This is a genomic window from Pedococcus sp. P3_C7, from assembly GCF_056402615.1.
On sequence record NZ_JBFUHC010000001.1, the window covers coordinates 410,873 to 434,946 of the forward strand.

At 69.7% G+C, this 24,074-nt stretch carries 24 protein-coding genes and 1 tRNA gene; 14 read left to right on the top strand and 11 right to left on the bottom strand.

Features of this window, described 5'->3' with window-relative positions; genetic code table 11:
* Nucleotides 1–80 precede the first annotated feature (80 nt).
* The 6 genes from pyk to AC1DS4_RS01960 all read left to right on the top strand — a co-directional run bounded on the left by pyk (nucleotide 81) and on the right by AC1DS4_RS01960 (nucleotide 4,045).
* Nucleotides 81–1,532, top strand: a complete 1,452-nt coding sequence (gene pyk, locus AC1DS4_RS01935; protein WP_477612758.1) for a pyruvate kinase — start codon at nucleotides 81–83, stop codon at nucleotides 1,530–1,532.
* 102 nt (nucleotides 1,533–1,634) lie between these two features.
* A tRNA-Leu gene (locus AC1DS4_RS01940) sits at nucleotides 1,635–1,717 on the top strand.
* A 243-nt stretch (nucleotides 1,718–1,960) separates the two neighbouring features.
* Nucleotides 1,961–2,965, top strand: a complete 1,005-nt coding sequence (locus AC1DS4_RS01945) for a C1 family peptidase (protein ID WP_477612759.1) — start codon at nucleotides 1,961–1,963, stop codon at nucleotides 2,963–2,965.
* 39 nt (nucleotides 2,966–3,004) lie between these two features.
* On the top strand, nucleotides 3,005–3,217 hold the full coding sequence (locus tag AC1DS4_RS01950) for a hypothetical protein (RefSeq protein WP_477612760.1): 213 nt from the start codon (nucleotides 3,005–3,007) through the stop codon (nucleotides 3,215–3,217).
* A 31-nt stretch (nucleotides 3,218–3,248) separates the two neighbouring features.
* Complete coding sequence (locus AC1DS4_RS01955) at nucleotides 3,249–3,680, top strand: hypothetical protein (protein WP_477612761.1); 432 nt, start codon at nucleotides 3,249–3,251, stop codon at nucleotides 3,678–3,680.
* Between the two features lie 5 nt (nucleotides 3,681–3,685).
* Nucleotides 3,686–4,045: a protease inhibitor I42 family protein gene (locus AC1DS4_RS01960; RefSeq protein WP_477612762.1), complete on the top strand. Its 360-nt coding sequence runs from the start codon at nucleotides 3,686–3,688 to the stop codon at nucleotides 4,043–4,045.
* On the opposite strand, the gene AC1DS4_RS01965 is transcribed toward AC1DS4_RS01960, so the two are convergent.
* The 8 genes from AC1DS4_RS01965 to AC1DS4_RS02000 form a co-directional block, all read right to left on the bottom strand.
* Nucleotides 4,006–4,737, bottom strand: a complete 732-nt coding sequence (locus AC1DS4_RS01965; RefSeq protein ID WP_477612763.1) for an AfsR/SARP family transcriptional regulator — start codon at nucleotides 4,735–4,737, stop codon at nucleotides 4,006–4,008. The two genes, AC1DS4_RS01960 and AC1DS4_RS01965, sit on opposite strands and share 40 nt — an antisense overlap.
* A gap of 192 nt (nucleotides 4,738–4,929) precedes the next feature.
* Complete coding sequence (locus AC1DS4_RS01970; protein ID WP_477612764.1) at nucleotides 4,930–5,229, bottom strand: three-helix bundle dimerization domain-containing protein; 300 nt, start codon at nucleotides 5,227–5,229, stop codon at nucleotides 4,930–4,932.
* Nucleotides 5,230–5,280: 51 nt separating this feature from the next.
* Nucleotides 5,281–7,296 carry a DUF6541 family protein gene (locus tag AC1DS4_RS01975; RefSeq protein ID WP_477632082.1) on the bottom strand — a complete coding sequence of 672 codons (2,016 nt, stop codon included), beginning with the start codon at nucleotides 7,294–7,296 and terminating at the stop codon, nucleotides 5,281–5,283.
* Nucleotides 7,293–8,021: an ABC transporter ATP-binding protein gene (locus tag AC1DS4_RS01980; RefSeq protein WP_477632083.1), complete on the bottom strand. Its 729-nt coding sequence runs from the start codon at nucleotides 8,019–8,021 to the stop codon at nucleotides 7,293–7,295. Before AC1DS4_RS01980 ends, AC1DS4_RS01975 begins: the two co-directional genes overlap by 4 nt.
* A gap of 2 nt (nucleotides 8,022–8,023) precedes the next feature.
* Complete coding sequence (locus AC1DS4_RS01985; RefSeq protein ID WP_477612767.1) at nucleotides 8,024–8,899, bottom strand: ABC transporter permease; 876 nt, start codon at nucleotides 8,897–8,899, stop codon at nucleotides 8,024–8,026.
* Nucleotides 8,896–10,863, bottom strand: coding sequence for a glycosyltransferase (locus tag AC1DS4_RS01990; RefSeq protein ID WP_477632084.1), 1,968 nt, complete (start codon nucleotides 10,861–10,863; stop codon nucleotides 8,896–8,898). The genes AC1DS4_RS01985 and AC1DS4_RS01990 overlap by 4 nt, the downstream gene beginning before the upstream one ends.
* Nucleotides 10,860–12,053, bottom strand: coding sequence for a UDP-galactopyranose mutase (gene glf / locus AC1DS4_RS01995; protein WP_477632085.1), 1,194 nt, complete (start codon nucleotides 12,051–12,053; stop codon nucleotides 10,860–10,862). The genes AC1DS4_RS01990 and glf overlap by 4 nt, the downstream gene beginning before the upstream one ends.
* Nucleotides 12,050–12,949, bottom strand: a complete 900-nt coding sequence (locus AC1DS4_RS02000) for a glycosyltransferase (RefSeq protein WP_477612770.1) — start codon at nucleotides 12,947–12,949, stop codon at nucleotides 12,050–12,052. Before AC1DS4_RS02000 ends, glf begins: the two co-directional genes overlap by 4 nt.
* Nucleotides 12,950–13,116: 167 nt before the next feature.
* On the opposite strand from AC1DS4_RS02000, the gene glfT1 reads away from it, so the two are divergent.
* Complete coding sequence (glfT1, locus tag AC1DS4_RS02005) at nucleotides 13,117–14,058, top strand: galactofuranosyltransferase GlfT1 (RefSeq protein ID WP_477632086.1); 942 nt, start codon at nucleotides 13,117–13,119, stop codon at nucleotides 14,056–14,058.
* A 37-nt stretch (nucleotides 14,059–14,095) separates the two neighbouring features.
* On the opposite strand, the gene AC1DS4_RS02010 is transcribed toward glfT1, so the two are convergent.
* The gene (locus AC1DS4_RS02010) at nucleotides 14,096–15,055 is read right to left on the bottom strand and encodes a sulfotransferase family 2 domain-containing protein (protein ID WP_477612772.1); all 960 of its coding nucleotides are present in this window, start codon (nucleotides 15,053–15,055) and stop codon (nucleotides 14,096–14,098) included.
* 321 nt (nucleotides 15,056–15,376) lie between these two features.
* Between AC1DS4_RS02010 and AC1DS4_RS02015 the strand changes: the two genes are divergently transcribed.
* Nucleotides 15,377–15,778 carry a hypothetical protein gene (locus AC1DS4_RS02015; protein WP_477632087.1) on the top strand — a complete coding sequence of 134 codons (402 nt, stop codon included), beginning with the start codon at nucleotides 15,377–15,379 and terminating at the stop codon, nucleotides 15,776–15,778.
* Nucleotides 15,779–15,844: 66 nt separating this feature from the next.
* On the opposite strand, the gene AC1DS4_RS02020 is transcribed toward AC1DS4_RS02015, so the two are convergent.
* Entirely contained in the window at nucleotides 15,845–16,660 is an 816-nt protein-coding gene (locus tag AC1DS4_RS02020; RefSeq protein WP_477612774.1) for a hypothetical protein, read from the bottom strand.
* Between the two features lie 344 nt (nucleotides 16,661–17,004).
* Here AC1DS4_RS02020 and AC1DS4_RS02025 point away from each other — a divergent pair, with 344 nt between their 5' ends.
* The 3 genes from AC1DS4_RS02025 (at nucleotide 17,005) to AC1DS4_RS02035 (ending at nucleotide 18,930) form a co-directional block, all read left to right on the top strand.
* Nucleotides 17,005–17,616: an ANTAR domain-containing response regulator gene (locus AC1DS4_RS02025; protein ID WP_477612775.1), complete on the top strand. Its 612-nt coding sequence runs from the start codon at nucleotides 17,005–17,007 to the stop codon at nucleotides 17,614–17,616.
* 2 nt (nucleotides 17,617–17,618) lie between these two features.
* A complete protein-coding gene (locus AC1DS4_RS02030; RefSeq protein ID WP_477632088.1) occupies nucleotides 17,619–18,149 on the top strand; it encodes an N-acetyltransferase family protein in 531 nt (176 codons plus the stop codon).
* A 190-nt stretch (nucleotides 18,150–18,339) separates the two neighbouring features.
* On the top strand, nucleotides 18,340–18,930 hold the full coding sequence (locus tag AC1DS4_RS02035) for a GNAT family N-acetyltransferase (protein WP_477612777.1): 591 nt from the start codon (nucleotides 18,340–18,342) through the stop codon (nucleotides 18,928–18,930).
* 27 nt (nucleotides 18,931–18,957) lie between these two features.
* Here AC1DS4_RS02035 and AC1DS4_RS02040 read toward each other — a convergent pair whose 3' ends face one another.
* A complete protein-coding gene (locus AC1DS4_RS02040; protein WP_477613415.1) occupies nucleotides 18,958–19,350 on the bottom strand; it encodes a PaaI family thioesterase in 393 nt (130 codons plus the stop codon).
* Nucleotides 19,351–19,453: 103 nt separating this feature from the next.
* Here AC1DS4_RS02040 and polA point away from each other — a divergent pair, with 103 nt between their 5' ends.
* The 3 genes from polA to AC1DS4_RS02055 all read left to right on the top strand — a co-directional run bounded on the left by polA (nucleotide 19,454) and on the right by AC1DS4_RS02055 (nucleotide 24,074).
* Nucleotides 19,454–22,126: a DNA polymerase I gene (polA, locus tag AC1DS4_RS02045; RefSeq protein WP_477624729.1), complete on the top strand. Its 2,673-nt coding sequence runs from the start codon at nucleotides 19,454–19,456 to the stop codon at nucleotides 22,124–22,126.
* 11 nt (nucleotides 22,127–22,137) lie between these two features.
* Entirely contained in the window at nucleotides 22,138–23,775 is a 1,638-nt protein-coding gene (locus tag AC1DS4_RS02050) for an MmpA family trehalose lipid delivery protein (protein WP_477632089.1), read from the top strand.
* A gap of 95 nt (nucleotides 23,776–23,870) precedes the next feature.
* Nucleotides 23,871–24,074 (top strand): hypothetical protein, encoded by a 204-nt coding sequence (locus AC1DS4_RS02055; RefSeq protein ID WP_477612780.1) that lies wholly within the window; start codon nucleotides 23,871–23,873, stop codon nucleotides 24,072–24,074.

The following is a 24,074-nucleotide window of genomic DNA, read 5'->3' on the forward strand; positions in this document are numbered from 1 at the left end:
CGCGGCATACCTCCGCTGTGGGGTGTCCGCAGGGTGACCGGGGTCACGTTCGGGGGTTGCTGACCGATAGGGTCGTTGCCATGCGTCGCGCCAAAATTGTCTGCACCCTCGGCCCCGCAGTTTCCTCTCCCGAGCGCATCCGCGCGCTCGTCGAGGCGGGCATGGACGTGGCCCGGCTCAACCTCTCCCACGGCGAGTACGCCGACCACGAGAAGATCTACGAGGAGATCCGCAAGGCCAGCGACGAGACTGGTCACGCGGTCGGCATCCTGGTCGACCTCCAGGGTCCCAAGATCCGCACCACGCGGTTCAAGGATGGTCCGGTCGAGCTGGTCAACGGCGCCGAGTTCACCATCACGACGCGTGAGGTCGACGGGTCGCAGGCAGAGGTCGGCACGACCTACAAGGGTCTTCCGGGTGACGTGAGTCCTGGCGACGCGCTGCTGATCGACGACGGCAAGGTCGCCCTGCAGGCCGTTGAGGTCACCGACACCGACGTCCGCTGCATGGTGACCGTGGGCGGCATGGTGTCCAACAACAAGGGCATCAACCTGCCTGGCGTCGCGGTCTCGGTGCCGGCGATGTCCGAGAAGGACAAGGAAGACCTGCGCTGGGCCCTCGGGCTGCGCGCCGACATGATCGCGCTGTCCTTCGTGCGCTCGGCTGCCGACCTCGACGACGTCCACGCCGTGATGGACGAGGTCGGCGTCCGGTTGCCGGTCATCGCCAAGATCGAGAAGCCGCAGGCCGTCGACAACCTCGTCGAGATCATCGAGGCCTTCGACGGTGTGATGGTGGCCCGTGGCGACCTCGGCGTCGAGCTGCCGCTCGAAGAGGTGCCGATCGTCCAGAAGGAAGCCATCGAGATCGCGAGGCGCAATGCCAAGCCGGTCATCGTCGCCACCCAGGTCCTCGAGTCGATGATCGAGAACCCGCGCCCCACCCGCGCCGAGGCCTCCGACGCCGCCAACGCCGTCCTCGACGGCGCGGACGCCCTGATGCTGTCGGGGGAGACCAGCGTCGGCGCCTACCCGATCATCGCCGTGCAGACCATGGCCCGGATCATCGAGAGCACCGAGGAGCACGGCCTCGAGCGGATCCGACCGCTCGGCACCAAGCCGCACACGATGGGCGGCGCTGTGGCTGCGGCTGCCGTCGAGATCGGTGAGCTGCTCGGCGCCAAGTTCCTCATCACCTTCAGCCAGTCCGGCGACACGGCCAAGCGGATGTCCCGCATCCGCCCGCGGATCCCCATGCTCGCCTTCACCCCGGAGCCACACACCCGCTCTCGACTCGCGCTGGCCTGGGGCATCGAGACCTACCTCGTCCCGATGGCCAGGCACACCGACCAGATGGCCCAGCAGGTCGACAAGTCGCTGCTCGCGTCCGGTCGCGCCAAGGAGGGGGACCTCGTCGTCATCGTCGCGGGATCGCCTCCCGGCATCCCTGGGTCCACCAACGCGTTGCGCGTGCACAAGATGGGTGACGCCATCAACAAGGTGGCACCGGCCTACGAGGACCTCGCCGACTGACGTGGTGCGGGGGCACGGCCTGCCGACCCACGACAGGCCACGGCCACGTTCGGTATGCCGCGTGCTCACCGCTATCCTTTCGGAGGCCGCTGACGTGGCCGCGCCGAAGTGGTGGAATGGCAGACACGGAGCACTCAAAATGCTCTGCTCGAAAGGGCGTGCGGGTTCAAGTCCCGCCTTCGGCACCCCTTGACCTGCACAACAGCGCACCCTTGAGGGCTGCGCCGACAACCCCGCCCGGGATCTCGGAAAACGGGTTGACGCAGGAGTGACGCCTCCGTGACGGCCCGTCTCGTTGACTGACAGTCGACCGACGTACCCGTGTGAGGTGGGACATGGCGAAGAACGAACCAACTGTTAGTCAGATTCAGGCCGCGATCAAAGCAGATGGTCTCTCCTGGCAGGCTGAGGAGAACTTCCTGACAGAGATGTCCACGGAGGAGCGGCGCGGTTACCTTGGGGTCATCGTCACTCCCGAGGAGATGGCCGCCTTGGAGGCGGAAACCCAGGGCTACGCGGCGCAGGAGATGTCGGCTTTCGGGGCAGGAGTCGGTGCTCCGACCGCGGTCGACTGGCGAACCGGGGGGTACGTGACCTCGGTGAAGAACCAGGGCGGCTGTGGTTCCTGCGTCTCGTTCTGCACCTGTGCCGTGATCGAGTCCGGAGTCCGCATCAAGCTGAACAACCCGGCCTACGCGATCGACTTGTCCGAGGCGTTCCTGCAGTTCTGCGGCGGTGGTAGCTGTAACGGCTGGGGTCTGACCTCAGGTTTGTCGTTCGCGCAGAGCACCGGGGTCACCGACGAGGCATGCATGCCCTACCAACCGCAGAACATGAACTGCGGGGCCAGCCGGTGCAGCGACTGGCAGAACCGCCTGACCAAGATCTCCGGTTTCACCGGCTACGGAACCATGGCGGCGCGCAAGGAGGCCGTAGCCAAAGGTCCGGTCCTCGCGGGGCTGGAGGTGTGGAGCGACTTCTTCGCCTACAACGGGACGTCGGTGTACGTGAAGTCCTCCGCCGCCACGAGGCTGAACCCTCCTGGCTACCACTGCATCTGCGTGGTGGGTTACGACGACAACCAGCAGTGCTGGATCGTCAAGAACAGCTGGGGCACCACGTGGGGAGCCCAGGGCTTCGGCCGGATTGGATACGGGCAAACCGATCTCCTCATCGACTCGAGCTGGTCCTTCTACTCCGCTGACGTGAGCGTCGGCCCGGTGTACCAGAGCACCAAGGTGACCCAGGTGTACGCCAGCCGGGACGCACAGAACGCGTGGGCACACTTCCCGGGGCTCGGGTGGCGTCGTATCCAGCCCGGTGCGGCCGACGGGGTCACGAACGTGCACGCAGTCCTGACCGAGGCGGCCGCCAAGAACCTGACGGTGACCGTGCTCGTGGACGGCTCACAGATCTACCAGGTGTACCTGTAGGCCGCGAAAGGCCTACGAGACTGAGGAGGAATGGGTTTCATGTGGACGAACATCAATCAGGTCTATGCCAGCCGAGACGCACAGAACGCGTGGGCGCATCTTGCCGGGACCAACGCCTGGCACCGTATCCTCACGGGTAGCGCCGACGGCGTGACCAACGTGTTCCTCATCCTGACGGCTGCCAAGGCGAACAACCGACAGGCATACGTCGTCCGAGACGGTAGCGGCAACATCGTGCAGGCGTACCTGTGAGGTATGCCCTGACGCATCGGAAGGATTCGTCGTGAGCTCCGAAGTCACCATCACGATCAGCGTCGGCGCCGGGCAGGTCGAGTCGACCTCGATGGCCACGGCCGACACGGGTGCAGGACCAGCCCCCGCCGCGCTCGAGGATCTCCAAGCGGCCGGGACCGGCGAGACCCCGTCCCCGCTCGAACCGGCGGAGTTGGCCGGGGCTCGTGGCGAGGTCACGTCCTCCGGCGACGCCCTGCCCACGCCGATGCCCGTCGAACAGCTGAGCGCGGGCAGCGCGGCTGCCGCCCCGCCACCTTCCGACGACCCGTCCCTGGCGGGAGTCGGCGGCGGCGGCGCACCGGGCGGCGCTCCCGCACCGCTGTCGGTGGACGACCTGCAAGCCGCGGTGTCGGCGGCCACGGAGGCCGATGACGAGACGGCACCCAGGTCCCGGGCCAAGCCGAGAGCGTCCAAGCGATAGGGCAGATGGCGCAGATCGAGCTGGGGGCGGTTGACGACGGGCGCAGCATCGTCGTCGAGCTCGGCGACGAGCTCGTCGTGGTGCTGGAGGAGAACCCGACGACCGGGTACCGCTGGACGGTTACTGGGGTGGGCGGCGTCGTCGGGATGGTCGACGACGGGTACGCACGGACTCTGTCGGAGCCGTTGCCCGCCGAGCCCGTCTTCGGACGAGGTGGAGCGCGGGAGTTCCGTCTGGCGGCCTTGTCGACGGGCGTCGCCACGCTCAGGTTCGTCCTCCGACACGAATGGGAAGAGGACGAGGACGACACCGGGGCAATTGCCCGCTACAGCGTGACCGTCGAAGTCGTTGAACGGCGGACTTGACCGCGCGGCAGCCCGATTCGCAGGGCGGGGGACGGCTCAACCCCCAGCTCACGCTGCAGACGTCCTCGAAACGACTCGTACTGGTTCACGGCGTCGATGACGTTGCCCTCCAACAGGTACACCTCGATCAGGGCAGCGTTCGCGGTCTCACGCAACGGTTCTGCACGCACGGCTTCGAGGGCGAGCTGGAGCGCCGTCGCCCGGCGGTGGCTTCGCGCCATCACCACGGCCGTGTGCTCCAGGGCGCGCAGGCGGAGCTGGCTGAGCCGTTCCCTCTCGAGCACGATCCAGTCGTCGTACCACCCGGGCAGGAGCTCGCCGGGCCACAGGATCTCGAGTCGCTCTGAGATCCACTGCTCGTCGATGACCTGCTCGCGCAGCAGCCGAGTCACGAACCATTCCTGTTGCCGACTGTCGACCGTCATGGTCTGTGCGGTCGTGAGGGACATCCCCTCCTGGGCGATCGACCCTGGCAGGATGCGGTTCATCCGCCAGATGCTCGTGCGCAGGCTGGCCAGCGCCTGGCATTCGGGAACCTCGGGCCACAGGGTGCCGGCCACCACGCAACGATGTGCCGGACCCTTGAGCGCGAGGAACGCCACGAGCCGCTGCATGCCCTGAGGCAGGCCGATGCGAGCGTCGGCATCGTGCAGGACGAACCCCTGCAGCAGCTGAAGGCGCATCCCGGCCATCGGAACCCCCTCATGCCGGTCCGGAAGTCCAGTGAACGTCAACATCCACGTTCGCTGGCAAATGCATGATATTCCGCCAGAGCGGTCTCGTACTCGCTCAAATGACGTAACGGACCTGACCGGGCCGGACCACGGCATCCTGGATCGGGGCAACCAGGCGCATCAGTGCGACTTCCGCGTCAGCCCGGTGGCTCAGGCTGAGGTGAGCTCGCCCCGGGCCTGACGTGCTCGCGCAGGGGACGAGGAGCCGGACGTCAGGGCGCGAAGGCGATCCATACTCGCCCGCTCGACGAGGAGCGGCACGTAATCTCGAACGGGGCCATCGAGCGAGGCATGGACCTCGATGACAACGGACTTCACTGTCATCGGGTCCACCGTGGGAAACCGAGAGGCGAGCGTTTCACGGACGTGCTCGAGGGCTTGTGCCTCGTCAACCCCGGACATGAAGCGTAGGTTCCTCCGGTCTCGTCCCGCGCGCAAGAGCCAGTCCATCGGAGCCCTCAGCTCTGGCCCGAAGACGGCTCGCGAACCTGATCGCCGGGCTCAGGAGCAGGCCGTCACCCGGTAGAGCGTCAGTCTTCCCCCGGAGGCAACCGGCACAAAACCTGGGTGGCCCTCGACCTCCAGCCCTGGATAGCGGGTCTGCCGGCGGTCGCCCTTCCAGAACTCGATCGGTCCGTCGATCACGTAGCTGACGTCGAGTCGATGCACCGCAGCGCACACGGCCGGGCTCTCGGCCGCCTCGTTCAGGCTCTTGGCCAGCAGCAGCCGGTCTGGGTCCCACGCCCCGCCCACGTGTGGAAACACGGTCGCGCGGTTGCCGAGAGGGGCCGCCAGGGGCGAACCGTTCCACGGGTTGCCCGCTATCCGCACGTCTGACGGCACCAGCTGCGGCAGGCGCACGAGCATCGACCTCTCCGCTGGTCCCGCCAGGGACTGTCCGTGGTACCAGTTGCCGACAACCCGGCCGTTCGCACCGGCATACATCCCCATGGTGAGCGCGGCCAGGACCAGGGCCATCGGACCGATGACGGCCTGCGGAGTCAAGCGGCGCGCGCGCGGCGTGGCCCGGCCGACCGCAATGACCCCGGCGGTCGCGCACCACTCGAGTCCGACTGCCGCGAGTGGCACAGCGGTGATGCCGAGAAGCCCTGCGAAGCGGAACGAGTCGTCGTACCAGGGGCCGCTGAGGGCGCGGGCGAGCCTGCCGTCGCTGCCGGACACGAGGACGAACGCCGCTCCGGCCGCGGCATGGGCGAGGACCAGCCAGCGCAGGCGTGGCTTTCGCGAGGCGACGGCACAGCCCAGGAGGACCAGGGTGGCGGCGAGCCACGGGACCGGACTCCTCATCGGAGCTGCGAGGGCCCACTCGCCTGCCGCCTGGGCGAGCGTCTGCCGCGCTGGCCAGCTGGTGCCGCGCGTCGCCGCGAAGACGGGTGAGAACGCCACGAACCAGAGGTCCGCCCCGACCAGGGCCGATGCCGCACCCGCGGCCGTCAGCCGTCTCCGAGGACCGGCCCCGTCGCCGAGGCCCCATCTGCCCAAGGCCGCCAGGGCCATCACGGTGAGGTAGAGCATCGTACTGGGCACCGCGTTCGGATGCGCGAGCGCGACGCCCGGGAGCGTTGCTGCTCCCAGGGCCAGGGCGCGCATGCCGTCGAGCCCGTCAAGTTCCCGCGGTGACCTGGGGAGCAGGACAGCCACCCCGCAGGCGAGTACCGAGGGCAACAGGGCGTTCGCGAGGGCGTTGGGCCACAACGTGCCGTAGGACAGGAGGAGGTACGGCGAGGCACCGAAGGCGGCGGACAGCACCCCAGCGGCGAACAGCACGCCGGGACGATCCCCGACGAGCTGACGTGCGAGGAACACGCATCCGAGCGGCCAGACGACGGTTGCGATCGCGATCGAGACGCAGTTCACCGCCACCACCACGTGGGCTCCCGAGACCTGGGCCACCAGGGCCACGACGTCATGCCACGCGGCTGGGTAGAAGGCGGCCGAATGCCCTGGCGCCGACACGGTGCCCAACGTCAACGACGATGCGTCCCCGGTGTGCAGCACCCGCCAGACCGCGCTCAGGTGAAAGAGGGCGTCGAAGGTCTGCGGGAAGACCTCAGGTCGGCCGATCCCACGAACGACGGCAACCGCGGCGCACGTCCCCCCGATCGCTGCCCCGGCGATGCCTGACGCCGTCGCGAAGCGCTCGCTCCCGAGGTGCCCGGTCCCGAGGTGCCCGGTCCCGAGGTGCCCGGTCCCGAGGTGCCCGGTCTGGAGCCGCGCGGTCGCGCGCGTCCTTCCTGCGGGGAGCAGGCGCGCTGCGAGGAGAACCGCCGCGGCCGCGGCCGTCGTCGCAACGGCTACCGCCGGCATACCAAAGGGGACGCCCACGAGCTCGCACACGACTGCTGTGAGCGCCACAGTCGTCACCGACAGCGGCGACGCCATCCCGAGAGCCGCGTTCCCGCGCAGCCCTGCCGCGAGGGCGACCAGGAGGCCGGGGAGGACGAGAACGCAGGCGGCCGCCAGCACTGCTGGCGCTGCATCAGCCCAGCCGGTCAACCGCGGACCCGCATGGTCTCGACCGCGGCGCTCACCGAGCCATCGGCCAGGACGCGACCACTGTCGAGGACCACGCCCCTGGTGCACAGCCGTTCGACCAGCGGCAGGTCGTGGCTGACCACGACGAGGGTGCGACCCTCGGCGCTCAGTCGGGCAATGCGATCGAGGCACTTGGCCCGGAATGCCTCGTCACCCACGGCGAGGATCTCGTCGACCAGGAAGACGTCGGGTTCGGTGTGCACAGCCACCGCAAAAGCGAGCCGGAGGAACATCCCCGACGAGTAGAAGCGGACCTGGGTGTCGAGGAAGGGGCCGATGTCGGCGAAGTCCACGATGTCGTCGAACCGGGCCGCGATCTGCGCGCGCTCGACCCCCAGGATGGAGGCGTTGAGGTACACGTTCTCCCGACCAGTGAGGTCAGGGTGGAAGCCGGCTCCGACCTCGAGCAGACCGGCCAGCCGACCCCGCACGCGGACCTGTCCGCTGTCGGGAGCCATGACACCAGCCATGAGCTTCAGCAGGGTCGACTTGCCGGACCCGTTGCGGCCCAGGAGGGCCACCGTCTCCCCCTGGTTGATGGTGAGGTCGAGGTGATGCAGGGCCGTGAAGTCATCACGTCGGGCCCGACCCTGCAGGGCCCACACCACGCTCTCCTTCAGCGAGTGGGTGTGCCGGAGCCGGAAGTGCTTCGAGATCCCGTCGACCTCGACGGCGCTGATCGTCACGGTCACAGCTCCTGGGCGAAGCGGCCGGCCAGCCGCCGGAACACCCACGCCCCCAGCACCACGAGCGATGCCGATAGAGCAAACGCGAGGAGGGTCCGGGAGGCCAGGTCGGGCGGCAACGTCGCGCCGTTGCCCGGAGATGCGTTGGCCCAGGTGCCCCGGTGCACGAGCTCGACCGCCACGGTGAGCGGGTTCGCCTGGTAGATGCCGAACCACACGGAGTCGGAGCCGAGCAAGTCGGCGACGCGCTGCCAGGGGTAGAGAACCGGACTCATCCAGACCAACACCATGAGCACCATGTCGACGACGTTCTCCACGTCACGAAAGAGCACGTTGACCGCCCCGAGCAGCAGCCCCAGGCCGAGCGCCAGCAGGGCGGCGAGGGCGAGTCCCGCCCCGAGTGCGACCACCCCGACAAGGTCGGGGGACCAGCCTGCCACGAACGCTCCGACGACCAGCACCAGCAGCTGGGGCCCCAGGTGAACCCCGGCCACGCAGAGGCTCGAGACCGGGAAGAGCTCGCGGGGCAGGTAGATCTTGCGGACGAGGTCGGCGTTGACGACGACCGACCGGGTCGCGTTCCCCACGGCCTCGCCGAACGCAGTGATCACGACCAGGCCGCCGAAGAGGTAGACCGCGTAGTCACCGATCGTGGTCTGGCGCAGCAGCAGTCCCAGGCCCACGAAGTACACGCCGAACTGCACGGCGGGCTTGACGTAGGACCAGCCCAGACCGAGCACAGACGCCCGGTAGCGCACCCGGAGCTCCTTGCGAACCAGGAGGCCGAGCAGGAATCGTCGCCCCGCCACCTCGCGCAGGCCACCTCCGCGACCCTGGACGACCAGCGGGGTGTCGGCGGCGATGGCGACCGCGGTCACCGGTCGGCCTCGTGATCGGGCAGAGGCAGGTCGAGGGTCTTGCGCCAGGCGTCCTGGCCCACGAGGTCCGGGAGGGCAGCGCGGTACTCGGCCGCGAGCCGCGGCCACTCACGCAGGAGCTGCTGGTGCACCTGAGTCGCCCTGCGGGCCGCAGCCAGAGACCGGGCGCGGTCACGCCGATGCCACGAGACGCCGGTCCCGTCGGTCGTCGAGACGAGCGCGGAGTCCAGCCGGGAGAGCGTCCACCAGCCGGTATCGGCGGCGGGGACCTCGCGTTCGGGCTGCTGCCGTGCGCCCGCCGGCACTGCTGTGAGCTGCCGGGCCAGGCCGACGAGAGCGGTGGTCAGGGTCGCAAGCTGGCTGGTGGGCTTCTCGGTCCGGGGGTCGCGCTTGCGCGGCTTGGCCGCGCGGACCTGCGCGAAGGCCTTGGCATCCGGCGCCACCCGTGCGTCGTCGAAGCCCGAGCGGGCTTCTCGGACCTCACCGAGCCGTGACGGCAGGCTCGGGTGGAGGTCCTCGGGGCCTGCCAGCACGTCGCGGAGGGCTTGCTCGCGCAGGTGCGCCGCCGAGTACTGCATGGCCATGAGGTGCTTGAGCTGGATGGCAAGGCTTTCACGCACCATCCGGCCACCATGGTCGAACGGCGAGTGGAGCAGCGCTGCGATGAAGCGATTCCGCGCGTGGAAGTAGGCCTGCCAGTCGACCGAGTCGTCCTTGTCGGTCCAGGGGACGTGCCACACCGCTGTCCCGGGAAGCGAGACGGTCGGGTAGCCGGCTTCCGCGGCGCGCAGGCCGAACTCCGCGTCGTCCCACTTGATGAAGACGGGCACGGACAACCCCACGTCGCGAAGTACCGCGGTCGGGATGAGGCACATCCACCAGCCGTTGTAGTCCGCCGCTGCACGACGGTGGAGCCACGGCGTGGAGCGCAGGTTGGAGTGCGAGAGGTCGTGGTCATGCTCGGTCGCGGGGGCTGGAGTCCATCGGAACTGCCAGGGGGAGACCCGCTCTGCGAACGCGTGCAGGACCGACCGTTCGTACATCGAGAACATGTGGCCGCCGACCACCGTGGGCGCACGCGCGAAGTCCGCGAAGACGGCGGCACGGGCGATGCCTTCGGGCTCACAGACGACGTCGTCGTCGAGGAGGAGCACGTAGTCGCTGCGACCCACGTCGAGGGTCTCGAGCATCGCGCGCGCAAAGCCACCGGACCCGCCGAGGTTCTGCTGCTCGAGCACCCGCAGTCGGCCGCCCAGGGACGCCGCTGCCGCCGGAAAGCCCCGGTCGTGGCGCACCTGCTCCGAGCCCTGGTCCACCACGATGACTTCGTCCACCACGTCGGTGAGCTGGTGGTCGGCGGCGAGCTGGGCGAGGAGCGCGCTGCAGTAGGCGGGGCGGTTGAAGGTGGTGATTCCAACCGTGACCGTGCCACGGGGCGCTTGGCGGGAGCCAGGCTCGGTTTGGCCGGCAAGCCACTCCGCAGCGTCGAGCACGAGGTCCTCGCGGCCGGCCACGAGGTCGAACCAGTACCAGCCACCGTCGCCGAACGCATTCAGTGGCAGCGGGATCGACAGCGTCGACTGTCCTGTCAGCGTGTGCGCGCTGACGCGGGCGACGCTGCCTCGCGCCGATGACCGGTAGACGATCAGAGTCCCGTTGCCGGTGGTGCGCACGTCGAGCCGCACCGACTGCAGGACGCTCCACCGCCGCCAGTACCCCGCCGGGAAGGCGTTGAAGTAGGTGGCGAAAGAGGTCCGCGTACCGTGGCCGAGGCGATAGGACCGTCGGCCCAGCACCTGGTCCGGGCTCTGGTCAAAGGGGACAGGCAGCACTGTCTCGCCGTCCTCGACCGCGACCGGCACCTGCTGACCGTCCACGTACAGCGGCAGGACGTCGAGGTCCCCGTCGGTGGGAAACACCACCCTGGCGAGCACCCGGTCGCCGGCGGGAGGCCCCGCGGTCATACCGACACCTCGACGACGGAGCGGCGAGGCGACCGGCCGCGCCCGTGCACCAGCTCGTCGAGGTCGCCGACGAGGCGCAACGCCGAGGCGATCGCCATGTGCATGTCGAGGTACTGATAGGTCCCCAGCCGACCGCCGAACCACACCGAGCTGCGCCGTTCCTGCTCTGCGAGCTCTCGGTAGGCCAACAGCCGGTCACGGTCCTCAGGGGTGTTCACCGGGTAGTAGGGCTCGTCGCCGGGCCCGGCCCCGCGCGACCGTTCGCGGACGATGACGGTGCGGTCCGTGCGGTAGTCGCGCTCCGGATGGAAGTGACGGAACTCCAGGATTCGGGTGAAGTCGACGTCCGCATCGGCGTAGTTGACCACCGGTGCTCCTTGGAAGTCGCCGACGGGAAGCACCTCCCTCTCGAAGTCCAGAGTGCGCCAGCCCAGCGCCCCGTGGACGTCACCGAAGTAGCGGTCGACCGGTCCCGTGTAGACGACGGGCACGTGGCCCCGAACGGCGTTGCGGGACAACGGATGCCCCTCGGCCAGGAAGTCCGTCTCGAGGTGCACGGAGATGCGCGGGTGGTCGGCCATCCGACTCAGCCACGCGGCATACCCGTCGAGGGGTAGTCCCTCGTAGCGGTCGTTGAAGTAGCGGTTGTCGTAGGTGTAGCGGACGGGGAGGCGGCTGATCACCTCGGCGGGCAGGTCCCGCGGATCGGTCTGCCACTGCTTCGCGGTGTAGTCGCGGATGAACGCCTCGTAGAGGGGGCGGCCGATGAGGGACACCGCCTTCTCCTCGAGGTTCGCGGGCTGCCCGGTCACCTCGGCCGCCTGCCGTGCGACGAGGGCGCGAGCCGACTGCGGCCCGTGGTTGGCGCGGAAGAACTGGTTGAGGGTTCCGAGGTTGATGGGCAGCGGGTACACCTCCCCGCGGTGCACGGTCCAGACCCTGTGCTGGTATGCCGTGAAGGCGGTGAACCTGTTGACGTACTCCCACACCCGCTCGTTGGACGTGTGGAAGAGGTGGGCACCGTAGCGGTGCACCTCGATCCCCGTGTCCGGGTCGGTCTCGCTCCAGGCGTTGCCGCCGGGGTGGTCGCGCCGGTCCACGATCGCGACGTCGAGGCCACGCTCTGCGGCCTGTTCGGCGACGGTGAGACCGAACAGACCCGCCCCGACGACGACGAGGTCGGCCCTCACGCGTGCTCCCGTGTCGCGCGGGGACGGAGAACCGTCGACGTCACCTCGCCGAGCAGGAGCTCCGGCGAGCTCCCCGCCTCGGTCGTGAACCGGTTGCGGTACAACGACTTGCGAAGTCCTACGGGGATCACCCGGTAACCGCCCCGGATCGCGACGTTGCGCAGCATCTCGGCCCGGGTTGTGAAGCCCTCACGTCGCAGCCGCCGCTGCAGCCCCAGCTCAGAGCGCAGCAGCCGCATCCCCCCACGACGTCGGTAGGACCCGGCGTCCACTCTGTAGAGGACCAGCGGCTCCGGCACGTTCGCCACCACCGAACCCGACTCGATCATCCGGGTGAACAACCAGTAGTCCTCCAGCAACGGCAGCTCGCGGTAGCCCCCTGCCTGGAGCACCGCCGACCGCCGGTAGACCACCGTGGGGTGGTTGAACGGGCTGCGCAGTCGCGCCTCGGTGGCGATCTGCGCCGGGTCGGTCGGGGGGATCCTGAGCAAGCCGTCCGTCGGTGTCGCCTCGCCGAACTCGCGCATCCCGCTACCGACCAGGTCTGCGCCCGCCTCGATGACGGGGATCTGGACGGCAAACCGGTGCGGCAGGCTGATGTCGTCGGCGTCCATCCGGGCCACCACCTCGTGGGTGCAGGCCGAGAGGCCGCACTGGAGGGCCTGGGACAGTCCCACGTTGTGCTTGAGGCGCAGCCGGCGCACCGGCACCGGGCTGGTTGACTCGAGCCGTTCCAGCGCAGAGGCCAGCTCGGGGCCGACGTGCCCGTCCTGGACCACCACGACCTCCGAGGGTCGCAGCAGCTGTTCCTGCACGGTGCTCTGGAAGGCTCTCGCCAGGTGGTCAGCGCGGTCACCACGGTAGACGGGCAGGAGCAGGGAGAAGGGGATGCTCACGACGACGACGGTAGGCAGCCAGACCAACGAGATGGTGAACTCGACGCGTCGCGCGGATGGACCCCGGGCCAAGGCCCCTACCGCGCGGCCGAGTCGACACCGCGGGTGCATCCGGCGTTCACCCGCGAGCCGCCAGCCGGGCCGTCGCGACTTCTAGCGTTGGGTGGGTGAGGACCGAGGTACCTGCCCGCCAGCCATGGGTGGCCTGCGTCATCGTGACGCGCGACAGGGCAGCCCTCCTGCGAGCGTGCCTCGAGGCCGTTGCCTCGCAGCAACGACGACCCGACCACCTCATCGTCGTGGACAACGGCACGGAGCCCGGTGCCGCCGATGCCCTTGCTGCGACTGGGATCCCGCACACCCTGCTCCAGTCCGAGACGAACCTCGGTGGGGCCGGCGGCTACGCGTACGGCGTGTTGACCGCACGCGCTCTGGGCGCCGACTGGGTGTGGCTCGCCGACGACGACGGACGACCGGGGTCCAGGTGGACGTTGGGTCGACTGCTGGCCTGCGCTGCCGATCATCGTCTCGACGTGGTTTCCCCCCTGGTCGTCGACCAGGACGACCCGGACCGACTCGCGTTCCCCCTGCGGAGGGGTCTCCGGTGGATCCGGCAGCGCGGGGAGCTGGGAGACGATGTCCTCGTGCCCAACGTCGCCAACTTGTTCAACGGCGCCCTGTTCTCGGCCCGAGCCGTTGACGCGGTGGGTGTGCCTGACCCGCGGCTGTTCGTCCGCGGTGACGAGGTCGAGATCCACCGGCGGCTGAGGCGTAGTCAGCTCCGTTTCGGCACCTGCCCACCCGCGACCTACCTCCATCCCCAGGGCCACGATGACTGGGCGCCCATCCTGGGTGGACGGCTCACTGTCCTGGTTCCCCGTGACCCGGTCAGGCGGGCAGGCACGTTCCGCAACCTCGGGTACCTCACGGCGCAGCCCGGTCTGCGTTGGCGGCGCTGGCCTGATGAAGTGCGGTACCTCTGGTACTTCCTGGTGCAACAGCACGACCCGACCGGTTGGCGCGCCTGGCGCCGGTCGAGCCGGGCAGGGCGGCGGGAGCTCTTTGCCTCGCCATCCGGCTCCGGCTCGCGACACACCGCCTTCGTGTAGTCCGGACGCAGCTGGTGCGTCGAGCTAGGGGGCGCCGTCAGGCCCCGATCGCCCTGTTGAGCGACGACGACAACGCAGTGCGCAGCGAACGGTGCGGACCGGCCCGGTTCGGACGCCCGTGTGCAGCGCGGTGGAGGACCTCGGCGCGGACGTTGTGCTCGATCTCCCGGTTGAGGATCCCGAGCATGGCGTCGCTGAGAGTCCCGTTCAGCCTCACCTCAGTGGGGTCCAGGCCGAGGAAGCCGTAGTCCTCCGCGTAGAGGTCATGGATTCGTTGCACGGTCCGCGGGTCGACCATCGAGAGGTCGACGTCGATGGGGGAGTCGTTGTCGTGGCCGACGTCGCAGAGCTCGGCGCCCTCGGTGGCAAGGCGACCGCGAAGCCACTCGATGGTCTCGCCCAACCGGTCGGTGCGTCCGACGTGGTCGAAGCGGGTCAGGTCGCGGCGCAGCAGCTCGTACTGCGACACGAGGTGCACATCACGGTGGACGAGCGCGGGGTTCGCATGGAGGTGCGCCACGAGCTCGTCGAGGTCTGCGAGTACGTCGTCCACGCGCTCGAACCGTCGCAGGCCGGGGTCCGGCAACCCGAGCCTGGCGCGATAGTAGGGAGCCCGGACGAGGTACTTGCTGGACCAGGTGGTCAGGAGGCGTTCGACGGGGTGGCGTACCACCGTGAAGACGTGGCGGAGGCCGGTGCCCATCAGGCGTTCGTATGCCGCGTCGTCAAGTGAGTCGACCATCGGTCGGCCGCCCGCGTCCCCGTCCCAGATGGTCTGGCTCACGAGCGACTCCTCGCCGAGCGAGTCGACGAAGGCGCCCGGGAAGGGGACGCCGGCGGAACGGGTGAGAGCCACGTTCAACGAGGTCCCGGCGGCCTTGGGTACGGAGATGTACAGGAGCCGCCACCCAGGGTGCAGGAAGGCCAGGCCGTTGTACTTCCTCACCCACTCGGTGAAGGTCGGGCTTTCCCTGGTCGCACCTGTCGCGTGGGTCACGGTGACACGATCGCGGGCGAAGGTGTGGGCCAGGTGACTCTCGGCGCCGAGTGAGGTTGCGAGAGGGAGAACGCTGAGAGTCCAGGGCCCGGCAGCAGGTGGCGATGACCGGACCAGGGCCCGATCCACAGCGGCAACGCCGGAGCAGGTCGTAGAGGACCCGATCGGGCGACTCGATGCTCGTCCCTTCAGTCAACGCAAACGACCTGATCTGCCGTGTAGTGCGCTGTTCCGGTGTCCACCGGGGCAGGACGCACCACGATGGGGCGAACGTCCCATCCAGAGTGGAAGAGACCCTTCCACGTCCACGCAGGGAGCACCATGGGGAACGAGCTCGGCATCGTCATCGAAGAGCGGCTGCGAGAGAAGGGATGGTCCCTTTCTCAGTTCACGCTCGAGAGCGGACTGAGCCCGGAGGTCGTCGCAGACCTCGTGGGGGCGGAGCAGCTGGCTGCCATGCCCGACGAGTCGACGCTCTCGACGCTCGCCAAGACCCTTGACCTGACCTACCGTCAGCTCGTCGTGGCTGCCGGCGTTGCGTGTGGTCTGCCGAAGAACCAGGAGGGTGAGCCCACGTTCGTCCTGCGGTTCGTGTCGAACCAGGAGCTGGTCAACGAGCTGCGTCGCCGACTCGTGCGAGGTCGGAACACCGGCGACGGGCGTCAGCGGCGGCTGAGCCACCTCGCGTTGATGCAGACCGCCCTGGTCAGCGAGGCGAGCTGACCCCGCTGGACATCCACCGCGAGTCGCCCCCTGTCGGCGCCCCAGCGAGGGGATGACGTCGGACGGCTATCTCCAGCCGGTCGTGTGGACGGCGCACCGGCGGGGGTCGGGGTCGCTGCCTCGCCTGACGACCGTCCGGACCGCCCAGCGGATGCGACGGCGAGTCAGGAGCAGGAGGACCCCGACCCAGAGAGCGATGGCCCAGCCCTGGGGTCCTCGCGGCGGGACGGGCGGTGGGGGATACGCGCCGTCGAACAGACCCGCAGCCTGTTCGAAGTGGTTCTCCGAGCCCGGGTACAGGGTCTCGTCGACGAGGTAGAGCACCGGCAGCAGGCTGATCCCGCCGACGATGGTGCACACGGCCCACTGGTCGACGTGACGTGACTCGTGTTCGGCGACGCCGCGGGCCCGCACGGCGTTGATGCGCGGCACCGGGGAGGCCAGGAACACCTCGCCGACCATGCTTCCCATGTGCTCCCCTGCCTGCGGCACGAACGCCAGCGTGATGGGCGGGTCACCGACGCTGCACAGGCCTTGCCCACGGACTTCCGCGAACCCCAGTGCAAGCCCGCTCACGGGAGCCGTCATGGCGGAGCGGACCGTCGACCACAGTGGCGGCGGCCTCGGAGCGCGCGGGTCGATGACCCGACGCCCTTCCGCGATCGAGGTGTCGGCGGCGCAGGCGGGGAGCTCACGCGCCCGCTGGGAGACCCGCAGCCCGAACCCAGCGACCGCGAGGAGCGCCAGGACCATGGTCACGCCGAGCAGCCGTCGATGCCGGGCCTGGCACAGGTCACAGGCGAGGACGCGGCGCGGGCGCAGCGAACGGGTGCGAGGGAGCACGAGGAAGAGCCCCAGGAGGCCGCCGCCAAGGAATGCCACGAGCATCCACACCACGCGCATCGACGCAGAGGTCGGTCGGCGCCGGGGATGGGGAGGGCGCCGGGGATGGGGAGGGCGCCGGGCACGGCGACGTGGACGGGCTGTCTCAGCCACTCCGTCCTCCAACTGCCATGCCTCCGGCAGCCGGACCGCAGCGGACGGGGACACCCGGGCACCGCCGGGGTCGTCTCCATCATCGCCCCTCGCCGCGTCTCAAACCAGAGCGGGTAGCGTCCGGGCGAGGACCGCATCGCGTAGGCCGGCACGCGGCATACCAATCCTCGACAAACGGCGGCGGCGCCTCCCGCAACGTGCCGTTAACGCGAGTCCCCTAGGCTTTCTCCGTGAGCCAGACCGAAACCGCGAGCCCCCCGCCTTCCGCACCCACCCGCATCCTGGTGGCGGAGGACGAAGCCCTCATCCGCCTCGACCTGGCCGAGATGCTCGTCGAGGCCGGCTACGAGGTGGTCGGGCAGGCGAGCAACGGTGAGCAGGCCGTCGAGATGGCCACCGAGCTGACCCCTGACCTGGTCATCATGGACGTCAAGATGCCGGTCATGGACGGCATCACGGCAGCAGAGCAGATCGGGGCCGCTCGCATCTGTCCGGTCGTCATGCTCACCGCATTCAGCCAGACCGAGCTCGTCGAACGGGCCCGTGACGCGGGCGTGATGGCCTACATCGTGAAGCCGTTCACCGCCTCCGACCTCTCGCCTGCCATCGACATCGCGCGGCACCGCTGGACCGAGGTCAAGGCGCTCGAACAGGAGATCTCCGACCTGGGCGAGCGGCTGGAGACCCGCAAGTCGGTCGACCGCGCCAAGGGTGTGCTCATGAAGAAGCTCAAGATCACCGAGGCCGAGGCGTTCCGCTGGATCCAGAAGACGGCGATGGACCGGCGCCTCGGCATGCGCGAGGTCGCCGAGGCCGTCGTGGCCGGGATGGACAAGGCCTGACCGTGGACGTGGAGGTACGCCGGGCGGATCCGGCCGACTCCGGGGTGCTGGCCGAGGTGGCAGCAGCGACGTTTGCGCTGGCCTGTCCGCCGCACACGACGCAGCAGGCGATCGACACGTTCATCGCGAACGTGCTGTCGCAGGACTGTTTCGAGGGCTACCTCGCCGACCCGCACCGCGACCTGTTCGTCTCCGTCGACGGTGACACGGTGACGGGGTACGCGATGGTGGTGAACGGTGAGCCCACGGATCCGGACGCGCGAGCCGCCCTCACGCTGCGACCGACGGCAGAGCTGAGCAAGATCTACGTCCTGCCCGACCACCACGGTGCCGGCACGAGCCGGCTGTTGATGCAGGCTGCCATGGACGCCGCGCGGGCACGGGGTGCGGTCGGGGTGTGGCTGGGGGTCAACCAGGAGAACGAGCGCGCCCAGAAGTTCTACGGCAAGAGCGGCTTCGCCAGGGTCGGGACCAAGCGGTTCCTCGTGGGGGACCGCTACGAGAACGACTACGTCTTCGAGCGTGCCCTGTGAGGACGCTGCACCCGGACCGGCGCGGAACACCGGCGTCGCACGGAGTTGACGCACGAAAGTTGTTGAACCCTTCACGAAGGCCCGCCAATGGGCCTAGAGTCCAGAGTCGGTCGCCTTTCGAGGGACCGCGGCCGTCGGGGGAGCCGTCTGCAGTGGTGAGCAGTGCCAGACCGACGATGGAGGAACCCCGGTGAGCCGTCCAGCGATCTCTGTCAGGCGTGTCTCCGCGGACGAGGAGCGCACGTTCACCGAGTTGTGGTTGTCGTCCCGCGTCGAGGCCGGCGTCGGCCCTGAGGTCGCCGCGCGCGCCGCCTCCGAGGGACGGGTGGCGACGGCCCTGCACCGTGAGGACGTCCGGGCCTACCTCGCCACGTCCGACGGTCGCGCGGTCGGTTTCGCCGTCGCCGCCACGAGCCCCTTCTCGTCGCTCACCGACACTCCGTGCGTCACCATCGACCAGCTCTATGTCGTGCCCGAGGCGCGCAAGCACGGTGTGGCTCGTCAGCTGATGACCGCCGTCACCCTGTATGCCGACTCGCGCGGCTGCGACCAGATCGGCTGCAACGTGCCGGCCCAACACCGCGAGGCCAACCGCTTCTTCGCCCGGCTTGGCTTCTCGTCCCAGGTGGTGCGCCGGGTCACGAGCGTCGCCGCACTGCGTCGCCGACTCGGCCAGGACGAGCCCAGGCACCACTCGATCGAGGCGTTGCTGCACCGTCGGCGGTCGCTGCGGGCGCGGGCCACCGCATCCGCCGGCTCCGACAGCCGCCTCGCGGGCTGAGACTCAGGAGTTCGGGCGTTCGGGCGCTCAGGCGCCCGGTGCGCCGTCGCGCAGCAGGCAGGTGATCCGGCAGGTGCAGATCCGCTTGTCCTGGTCGTCGGTGACGACCACCTCGTAGCACGCGAGGGTGCCGCCGAGCGACAGCGCCGTCGCCGTCCCCGTGACGAAACCTGATCGGGCGGCGCGGTGGTGGGTCGCGTTGATGTCGAGGCCCACGGCGATCCTGTCCGGGCCAGCATGCAGCGCGGCGCCGATCGAGCCCAGCGTCTCGGCGAGGACCACCGAGGCGCCACCGTGCAGCAGGCCGTAGGGCTGGGTGTTGCCCTCCACCGGCATTCGCGCGACGAGGCGCTGCGGTGTGGCCTCGAGGACCTCGATCTCCATGCGGTGCAGCAGGGAGTTCGGGTTGAGGGCCTGCATCGCCTCGAGCGCGGCGGTGAAGTCGTCGGTCGTGGCCCTGGAGTCGGCGACGGCGGTGCGGTCGGTCATGGGGGTGTCACTCATAACCAATAGGCTGCCATGCGTGAGTCGCCTCCTGCTCCTCGACGGTCATTCCCTCGCCTACCGGGCGTTCTTCGCCCTGCCGGCCGAGAACTTCTCGACGAGCACGGGCCAGCACACCAACGCTGTCTACGGGTTCACCTCGATGCTGATCAACGTCATGCGTGACGAGCAGCCGACTCACCTCGCGGTGGCGTTCGACGTGTCCCGGCAGACCTTCCGCACCGAGCAGTACGCCGACTACAAGGCCGGCCGCTCGGCGACCCCGAGCGAGTTCAAGGGTCAGGTCTCGCTGCTGCACGAGGTCCTCGACGCCCTGCGCATCCGCTACGTCGAGGTCGACGGCTACGAGGCCGACGACGTGCTCGCCACCCTCACCACCCAGGCGCTGGCCGAGGGGATGGAGGTGCTGATCTGCTCGGGCGACCGCGACTCGTTCCAGCTGGTCACGGACACCAGCACCGTGCTCTACCCCGTCAAGGGCGTCTCCGAGCTTGCCCGGATGACCCCGGCCGCGGTGGAGACCAAGTACGGCGTGCTGCCCGAGCGCTACTCCGACCTCGCGGCGCTCGTCGGTGAGTCCTCCGACAACCTGCCGGGCGTCCCGGGGGTCGGCCCCAAGACGGCGGCCAAGTGGATCAGCCAGTACGGCGACCTCACCGGGGTGGTCGCCCACGTCGACGAGATCAAGGGCAAGGCGGGTGAGTCCCTGCGCGAGCACCTTGACGGCGTGCTGCGCAACCGGCGCCTCAACCAGCTCGTCCGTGACCTCGACGTGCCCCTGACCATCGCCGACCTCGAGCGCCAGAACTGGGACCGCGAGCAGGTGCACGCGGTGTTCGACAGCCTGGAGTTCCGCGTCCTGCGCGACCGCCTCTTCGAGTACCTCGACGCTCCCCAGGAGGAGGCCGACCACGGGTTCGACCTCGACGGCGCGCTGCTCGCGCCCGACGAGGTGGCGGGGTGGCTGCAGGAGTATGCCGCGCCCGGCGCCACAGTGGGCGTGCACCTCGTCGGCCAGTGGGGTCGTGGCACCGGGGACGCGACCGCCCTGGCGCTGGCCACCGACGGCGACGCCGCGGCCTACGTCGACCTGACCGCGCTGGACTCGGCGGGGGAGGCGGCCGTCGGTGCCTGGCTCGCCGACGCGCAGCGTCCCAAGGTGCTGCACGACGCCAAGGGACCCCTGCTCGCGCTGGGGGCGCGGGGTTGGAGCGTCGAGGGGATCACGACCGACACCGCGCTGGCCGCCTACCTGGTGCGACCCGACCAGCGCTCCTACGACCTGGCCGACCTCGTGCTGCGCCATCTCGGCCGTGAGCTGCGGGCCGAGGCGGATACCTCCGGGCAGGGTCTGCTCGACTTCGGTGACGAGGGCGACGCCGGCGCGCAGGATGCCATGGTCCGTGCCCGCGCCGTGCTCGACCTCGCAGGGTCGCTGGCCGAGCAGCTCGAGGCCACCGGCGGCACCTCGCTCCAGCAGGACGTGGAGCTGCCCCTCGAGCAGGTGCTCGCTGGCATGGAGCGCACCGGCATCGCGGCCGACGTCGAGGTGATGACCGGGCTGGAGGCCGACTTCGCGGCGAAGGTGCGCGAGGCGCAGGGCGATGCCTACGACGCCATCGGTGGAGACCAGATCAACCTCGGTTCGCCCAAGCAGCTCCAGGTGGTGCTGTTCGAGACCCTGGGCCTGCCCAAGACACGGCGCACGAAGACCGGCTACACGACCGATGCCGATGCTCTGACCGACCTGTTCGCCAAGACCGAGCACCCTTTCCTCGAGGCGCTGCTGCGGCATCGTGACGCCTCGCGCCTGCGCGTCACGGTCGAGGGCCTGCTCAAGTCGGTGGCCGAGGACGGGCGCATCCACACGACCTACCAGCAGACGATCGCGGCGACCGGCCGCCTCTCGTCGACCGACCCCAACCTGCAGAACATCCCGATCCGCACCGACGAGGGACGCCGGATCCGCGAGGTCTTCATCGTGGGCGAGGGCTACGAGTCCCTCATGTCGGCCGACTACAGCCAGATCGAGATGCGGATCATGGCCCACCTCTCCGGTGACGAGGGCCTGATCGAGGCGTTCCGGTCGGGGGAGGACCTGCACCGGTTCGTCGGGTCGCGCGTGTTCTCCGTCGACCCTGAGGACGTCACCTCGGCGATGCGCTCCAAGGTCAAGGCGATGTCCTACGGCCTGGCCTACGGGTTGTCGGCGTTCGGCCTGTCCAAACAGCTCACCATCTCGACCGGCGAGGCGCAGGGTCTGATGGACGAGTACTTCGCCCGGTTCGGGGGGGTGAAGGACTACCTCGACTCGGTGGTCGCCGAGGCGCGCGGGACGGGTTACACCGAGACCATGCTGGGCCGCCGGCGATACCTGCCCGACCTGACCAGCGACAACAGGCAGCGCCGTGAGATGGCCGAGCGGATGGCGCTCAACGCGCCCATCCAGGGATCGGCCGCCGACATCATCAAGCTGGCGATGCTGCGCGTCGAGGCCGCGCTCAAGGAGTCCGGCGCGCAGTCGCGTCAGCTGCTCCAGGTGCACGACGAGCTGGTCCTCGAGATCGCGCCCGGTGAGGCGGCCGACGTGGAGGCGTTGGTCCGCCGCGAGATGGGCGGCGCCATCGACATGGACGTGCCGCTCGACGTCAGTGTCGGGGTCGGCCGCTCCTGGCACGACGCCGCCCACTGAGCGGCTCCGAGATGCCGGCTCCGGTCGCGGCTGCCCGCCGCGGGCTGCGCGACAGTGCAGCGGGCTCTCACAGCGGCGCGCGCGACCTAGCCGTGGCGGCGCTGGTATCACTGGTGGTCACGGCCGTGGTGTGCCGTCGGTCGCTTGGCCAGGGCCTCTACCTGTACCGCGACTTCGTGAGCGTGCCGCGACCCGTGTGGAGTCCCACGACGTGGGGCGGGGGTCAGGCACCCCGGGCGGTCCCGCTCGACGCGGTGATGACAGCCCTGTCCGGAGTGGTGCCGACGGGGGTGCAACAGCAGGCGATGCTGACGGGTGCGGTCTTTATGGCGGGGCTCGGGACGGCCCTCCTGCTGCGACGGTGGGGGCTGGCCGCGATGGTGACGGGCGCAGTCCTGGCGATGTGGAACCCCTACGTCGCCGAGCGCCTGCTCATCGGGCAGCCGCCGACCTTGCTCGCCTACTCGATGACGCCGTGGCTCGTCGCCGTGGTGCTCTCGAGGTCCGCGCCGTTGAAGTCGTTGCTGCTCGTCGCCCTGGCCGGACTGCCTGCGGCCCTGACGCCGTGGGGTGCGCTCGTGGCCGGTGCCACCGTGCTGGGCTCGTCGGCCGCGGTTGCCCACCGCCGCAGCGGGGCGTGGCTCGTCGGGTGCGTCCTGGTGGTCACCGCCTGGTGCCTGCCGTGGGTGGTCCCGGCACTCGCGCACGGCTCGGGTGGCGCCGATCCCGATGGCGCTCGCGCTTTCGCGCTCGCGGCAGACTCTCCACTGGGCGTCCTCGGCTCGGCCATGACCCTGGGCGGCGTCTGGGCATCCGGTGCCCAGCCGGCCTCGCGCACCGAGCTGACGTCCGTGGTCGCGTCCTGCCTCGTCCTCGTCGCCGCCGGGGCAGGCGTCCTCGCCCTGCACCGTCGGGGTCGTCCTGGCTTGGCGCTCGGCCTCGCCCTCGGATGGCTGGTGCCACCGCTGACCGCGTGGCTGCTCTCGACAGGCCCGGGCCTGTCCCTGTTCACCTCCCTGCAGGCCGTCCCGGGCGTGGCCATCGGTCGCGACACTCATCGCTGGCTGGGGCTCAGCGCGCTGGCCGCAGCGGTGCTCGTCGCCATGGCGGTGGCTGAGCTGGGCCACCTGCTCCGGCGCCGTGGTCGTCAGGCACCGGGCCGGCTGGTGTCGGCCACGGCTGCCGTGGTGGTGGCGAGCCTCGCTGTGCTGTCGGCGCCGGACCTGCCCAAGGCCGTGCACACGGCATACCGGCCGGTCACGATGCCCGCAGACTGGCAGCCCATGGTGAGGGCGGCAGCCGCCGCCGCGGGCAGTGGAACGGTGGCCGTCCTGCCCTGGCAGCCGTTCAGGGCGGTGTCCTGGGCGGGCGGGCGGCCGTTCCTCGACCCGCTGCCGAGAGCCTTGCCCGGGCGGGTGCTGACGGCGCACCAGCTCACCGTGGTGCGAGACGGTGAACGGATCACGGTGGATGACGATCCTGCCGTGGTGGCCGGGTGGCAGGCTGGCCGGGTCGACGTCGCAGACCTCCGCGCGCAGGGAGTGGCAGCCGTGGTGATCTGGAAGGGAACGCCCGGTGGGGCACCCTCGCGGCCTACCGGAATGCGCGTCGTGCAGGACTCGGCGAACTTCGCAGTCTGGGCGTGGTGACACGCCCGCGAGGCGCGAATCTCGGAGGATTGCACGAAAAAGGCAACCAGCCGGTAACATTCGCGGGACACCACTAGCCGGGGAGGCCCTGGAGCATGAAGTTTTTCCGTCCAAACGAGCGTGGCGAGGTTTCGTCAGCCGTTGCCGTCACGCTGCTCAGCCTCGTGCTCGGTGGGGGCGCCGCCGCCGCCGCTGTGATCACCGTGGTGAACACGCAGGGTCCTGGCGACAGCGCCGCGGTCCAGTCGGGTCAGAAAGACATCGTCGACCCCGCCCAGATCATTCCCTACGGCGGCTGA

Bases quoted from the DNA above. Each gene is read 5' to 3' on its own strand.
- AC1DS4_RS01965 (WP_477612763.1), bottom strand. From the start codon at position 4,737: ATGGCCGGGATGCGCCTTCAGCTGCTGCAGGGGTTCGTCCTGCACGAT.
- AC1DS4_RS01950 (WP_477612760.1), top strand. From the start codon at position 3,005: ATGTGGACGAACATCAATCAGGTCTATGCCAGCCGAGACGCACAGAAC.
- AC1DS4_RS01990 (WP_477632084.1), bottom strand. From the start codon at position 10,863: ATGACCGCGGGGCCTCCCGCCGGCGACCGGGTGCTCGCCAGGGTGGTG.
- AC1DS4_RS02050 (WP_477632089.1), top strand. From the start codon at position 22,138: ATGCCGGCTCCGGTCGCGGCTGCCCGCCGCGGGCTGCGCGACAGTGCA.
- AC1DS4_RS01945 (WP_477612759.1), top strand. From the start codon at position 1,961: ATGTCCACGGAGGAGCGGCGCGGTTACCTTGGGGTCATCGTCACTCCC.
- pyk (WP_477612758.1), top strand. From the start codon at position 81: ATGCGTCGCGCCAAAATTGTCTGCACCCTCGGCCCCGCAGTTTCCTCT.
- AC1DS4_RS01970 (WP_477612764.1), bottom strand. From the start codon at position 5,229: ATGGACTGGCTCTTGCGCGCGGGACGAGACCGGAGGAACCTACGCTTC.
- AC1DS4_RS01960 (WP_477612762.1), top strand. From the start codon at position 3,686: ATGGCGCAGATCGAGCTGGGGGCGGTTGACGACGGGCGCAGCATCGTC.
- AC1DS4_RS02040 (WP_477613415.1), bottom strand. From the start codon at position 19,350: ATGCAGGCCCTCAACCCGAACTCCCTGCTGCACCGCATGGAGATCGAG.
- AC1DS4_RS02015 (WP_477632087.1), top strand. From the start codon at position 15,377: ATGGGGAACGAGCTCGGCATCGTCATCGAAGAGCGGCTGCGAGAGAAG.
- AC1DS4_RS02055 (WP_477612780.1), top strand. From the start codon at position 23,871: ATGAAGTTTTTCCGTCCAAACGAGCGTGGCGAGGTTTCGTCAGCCGTT.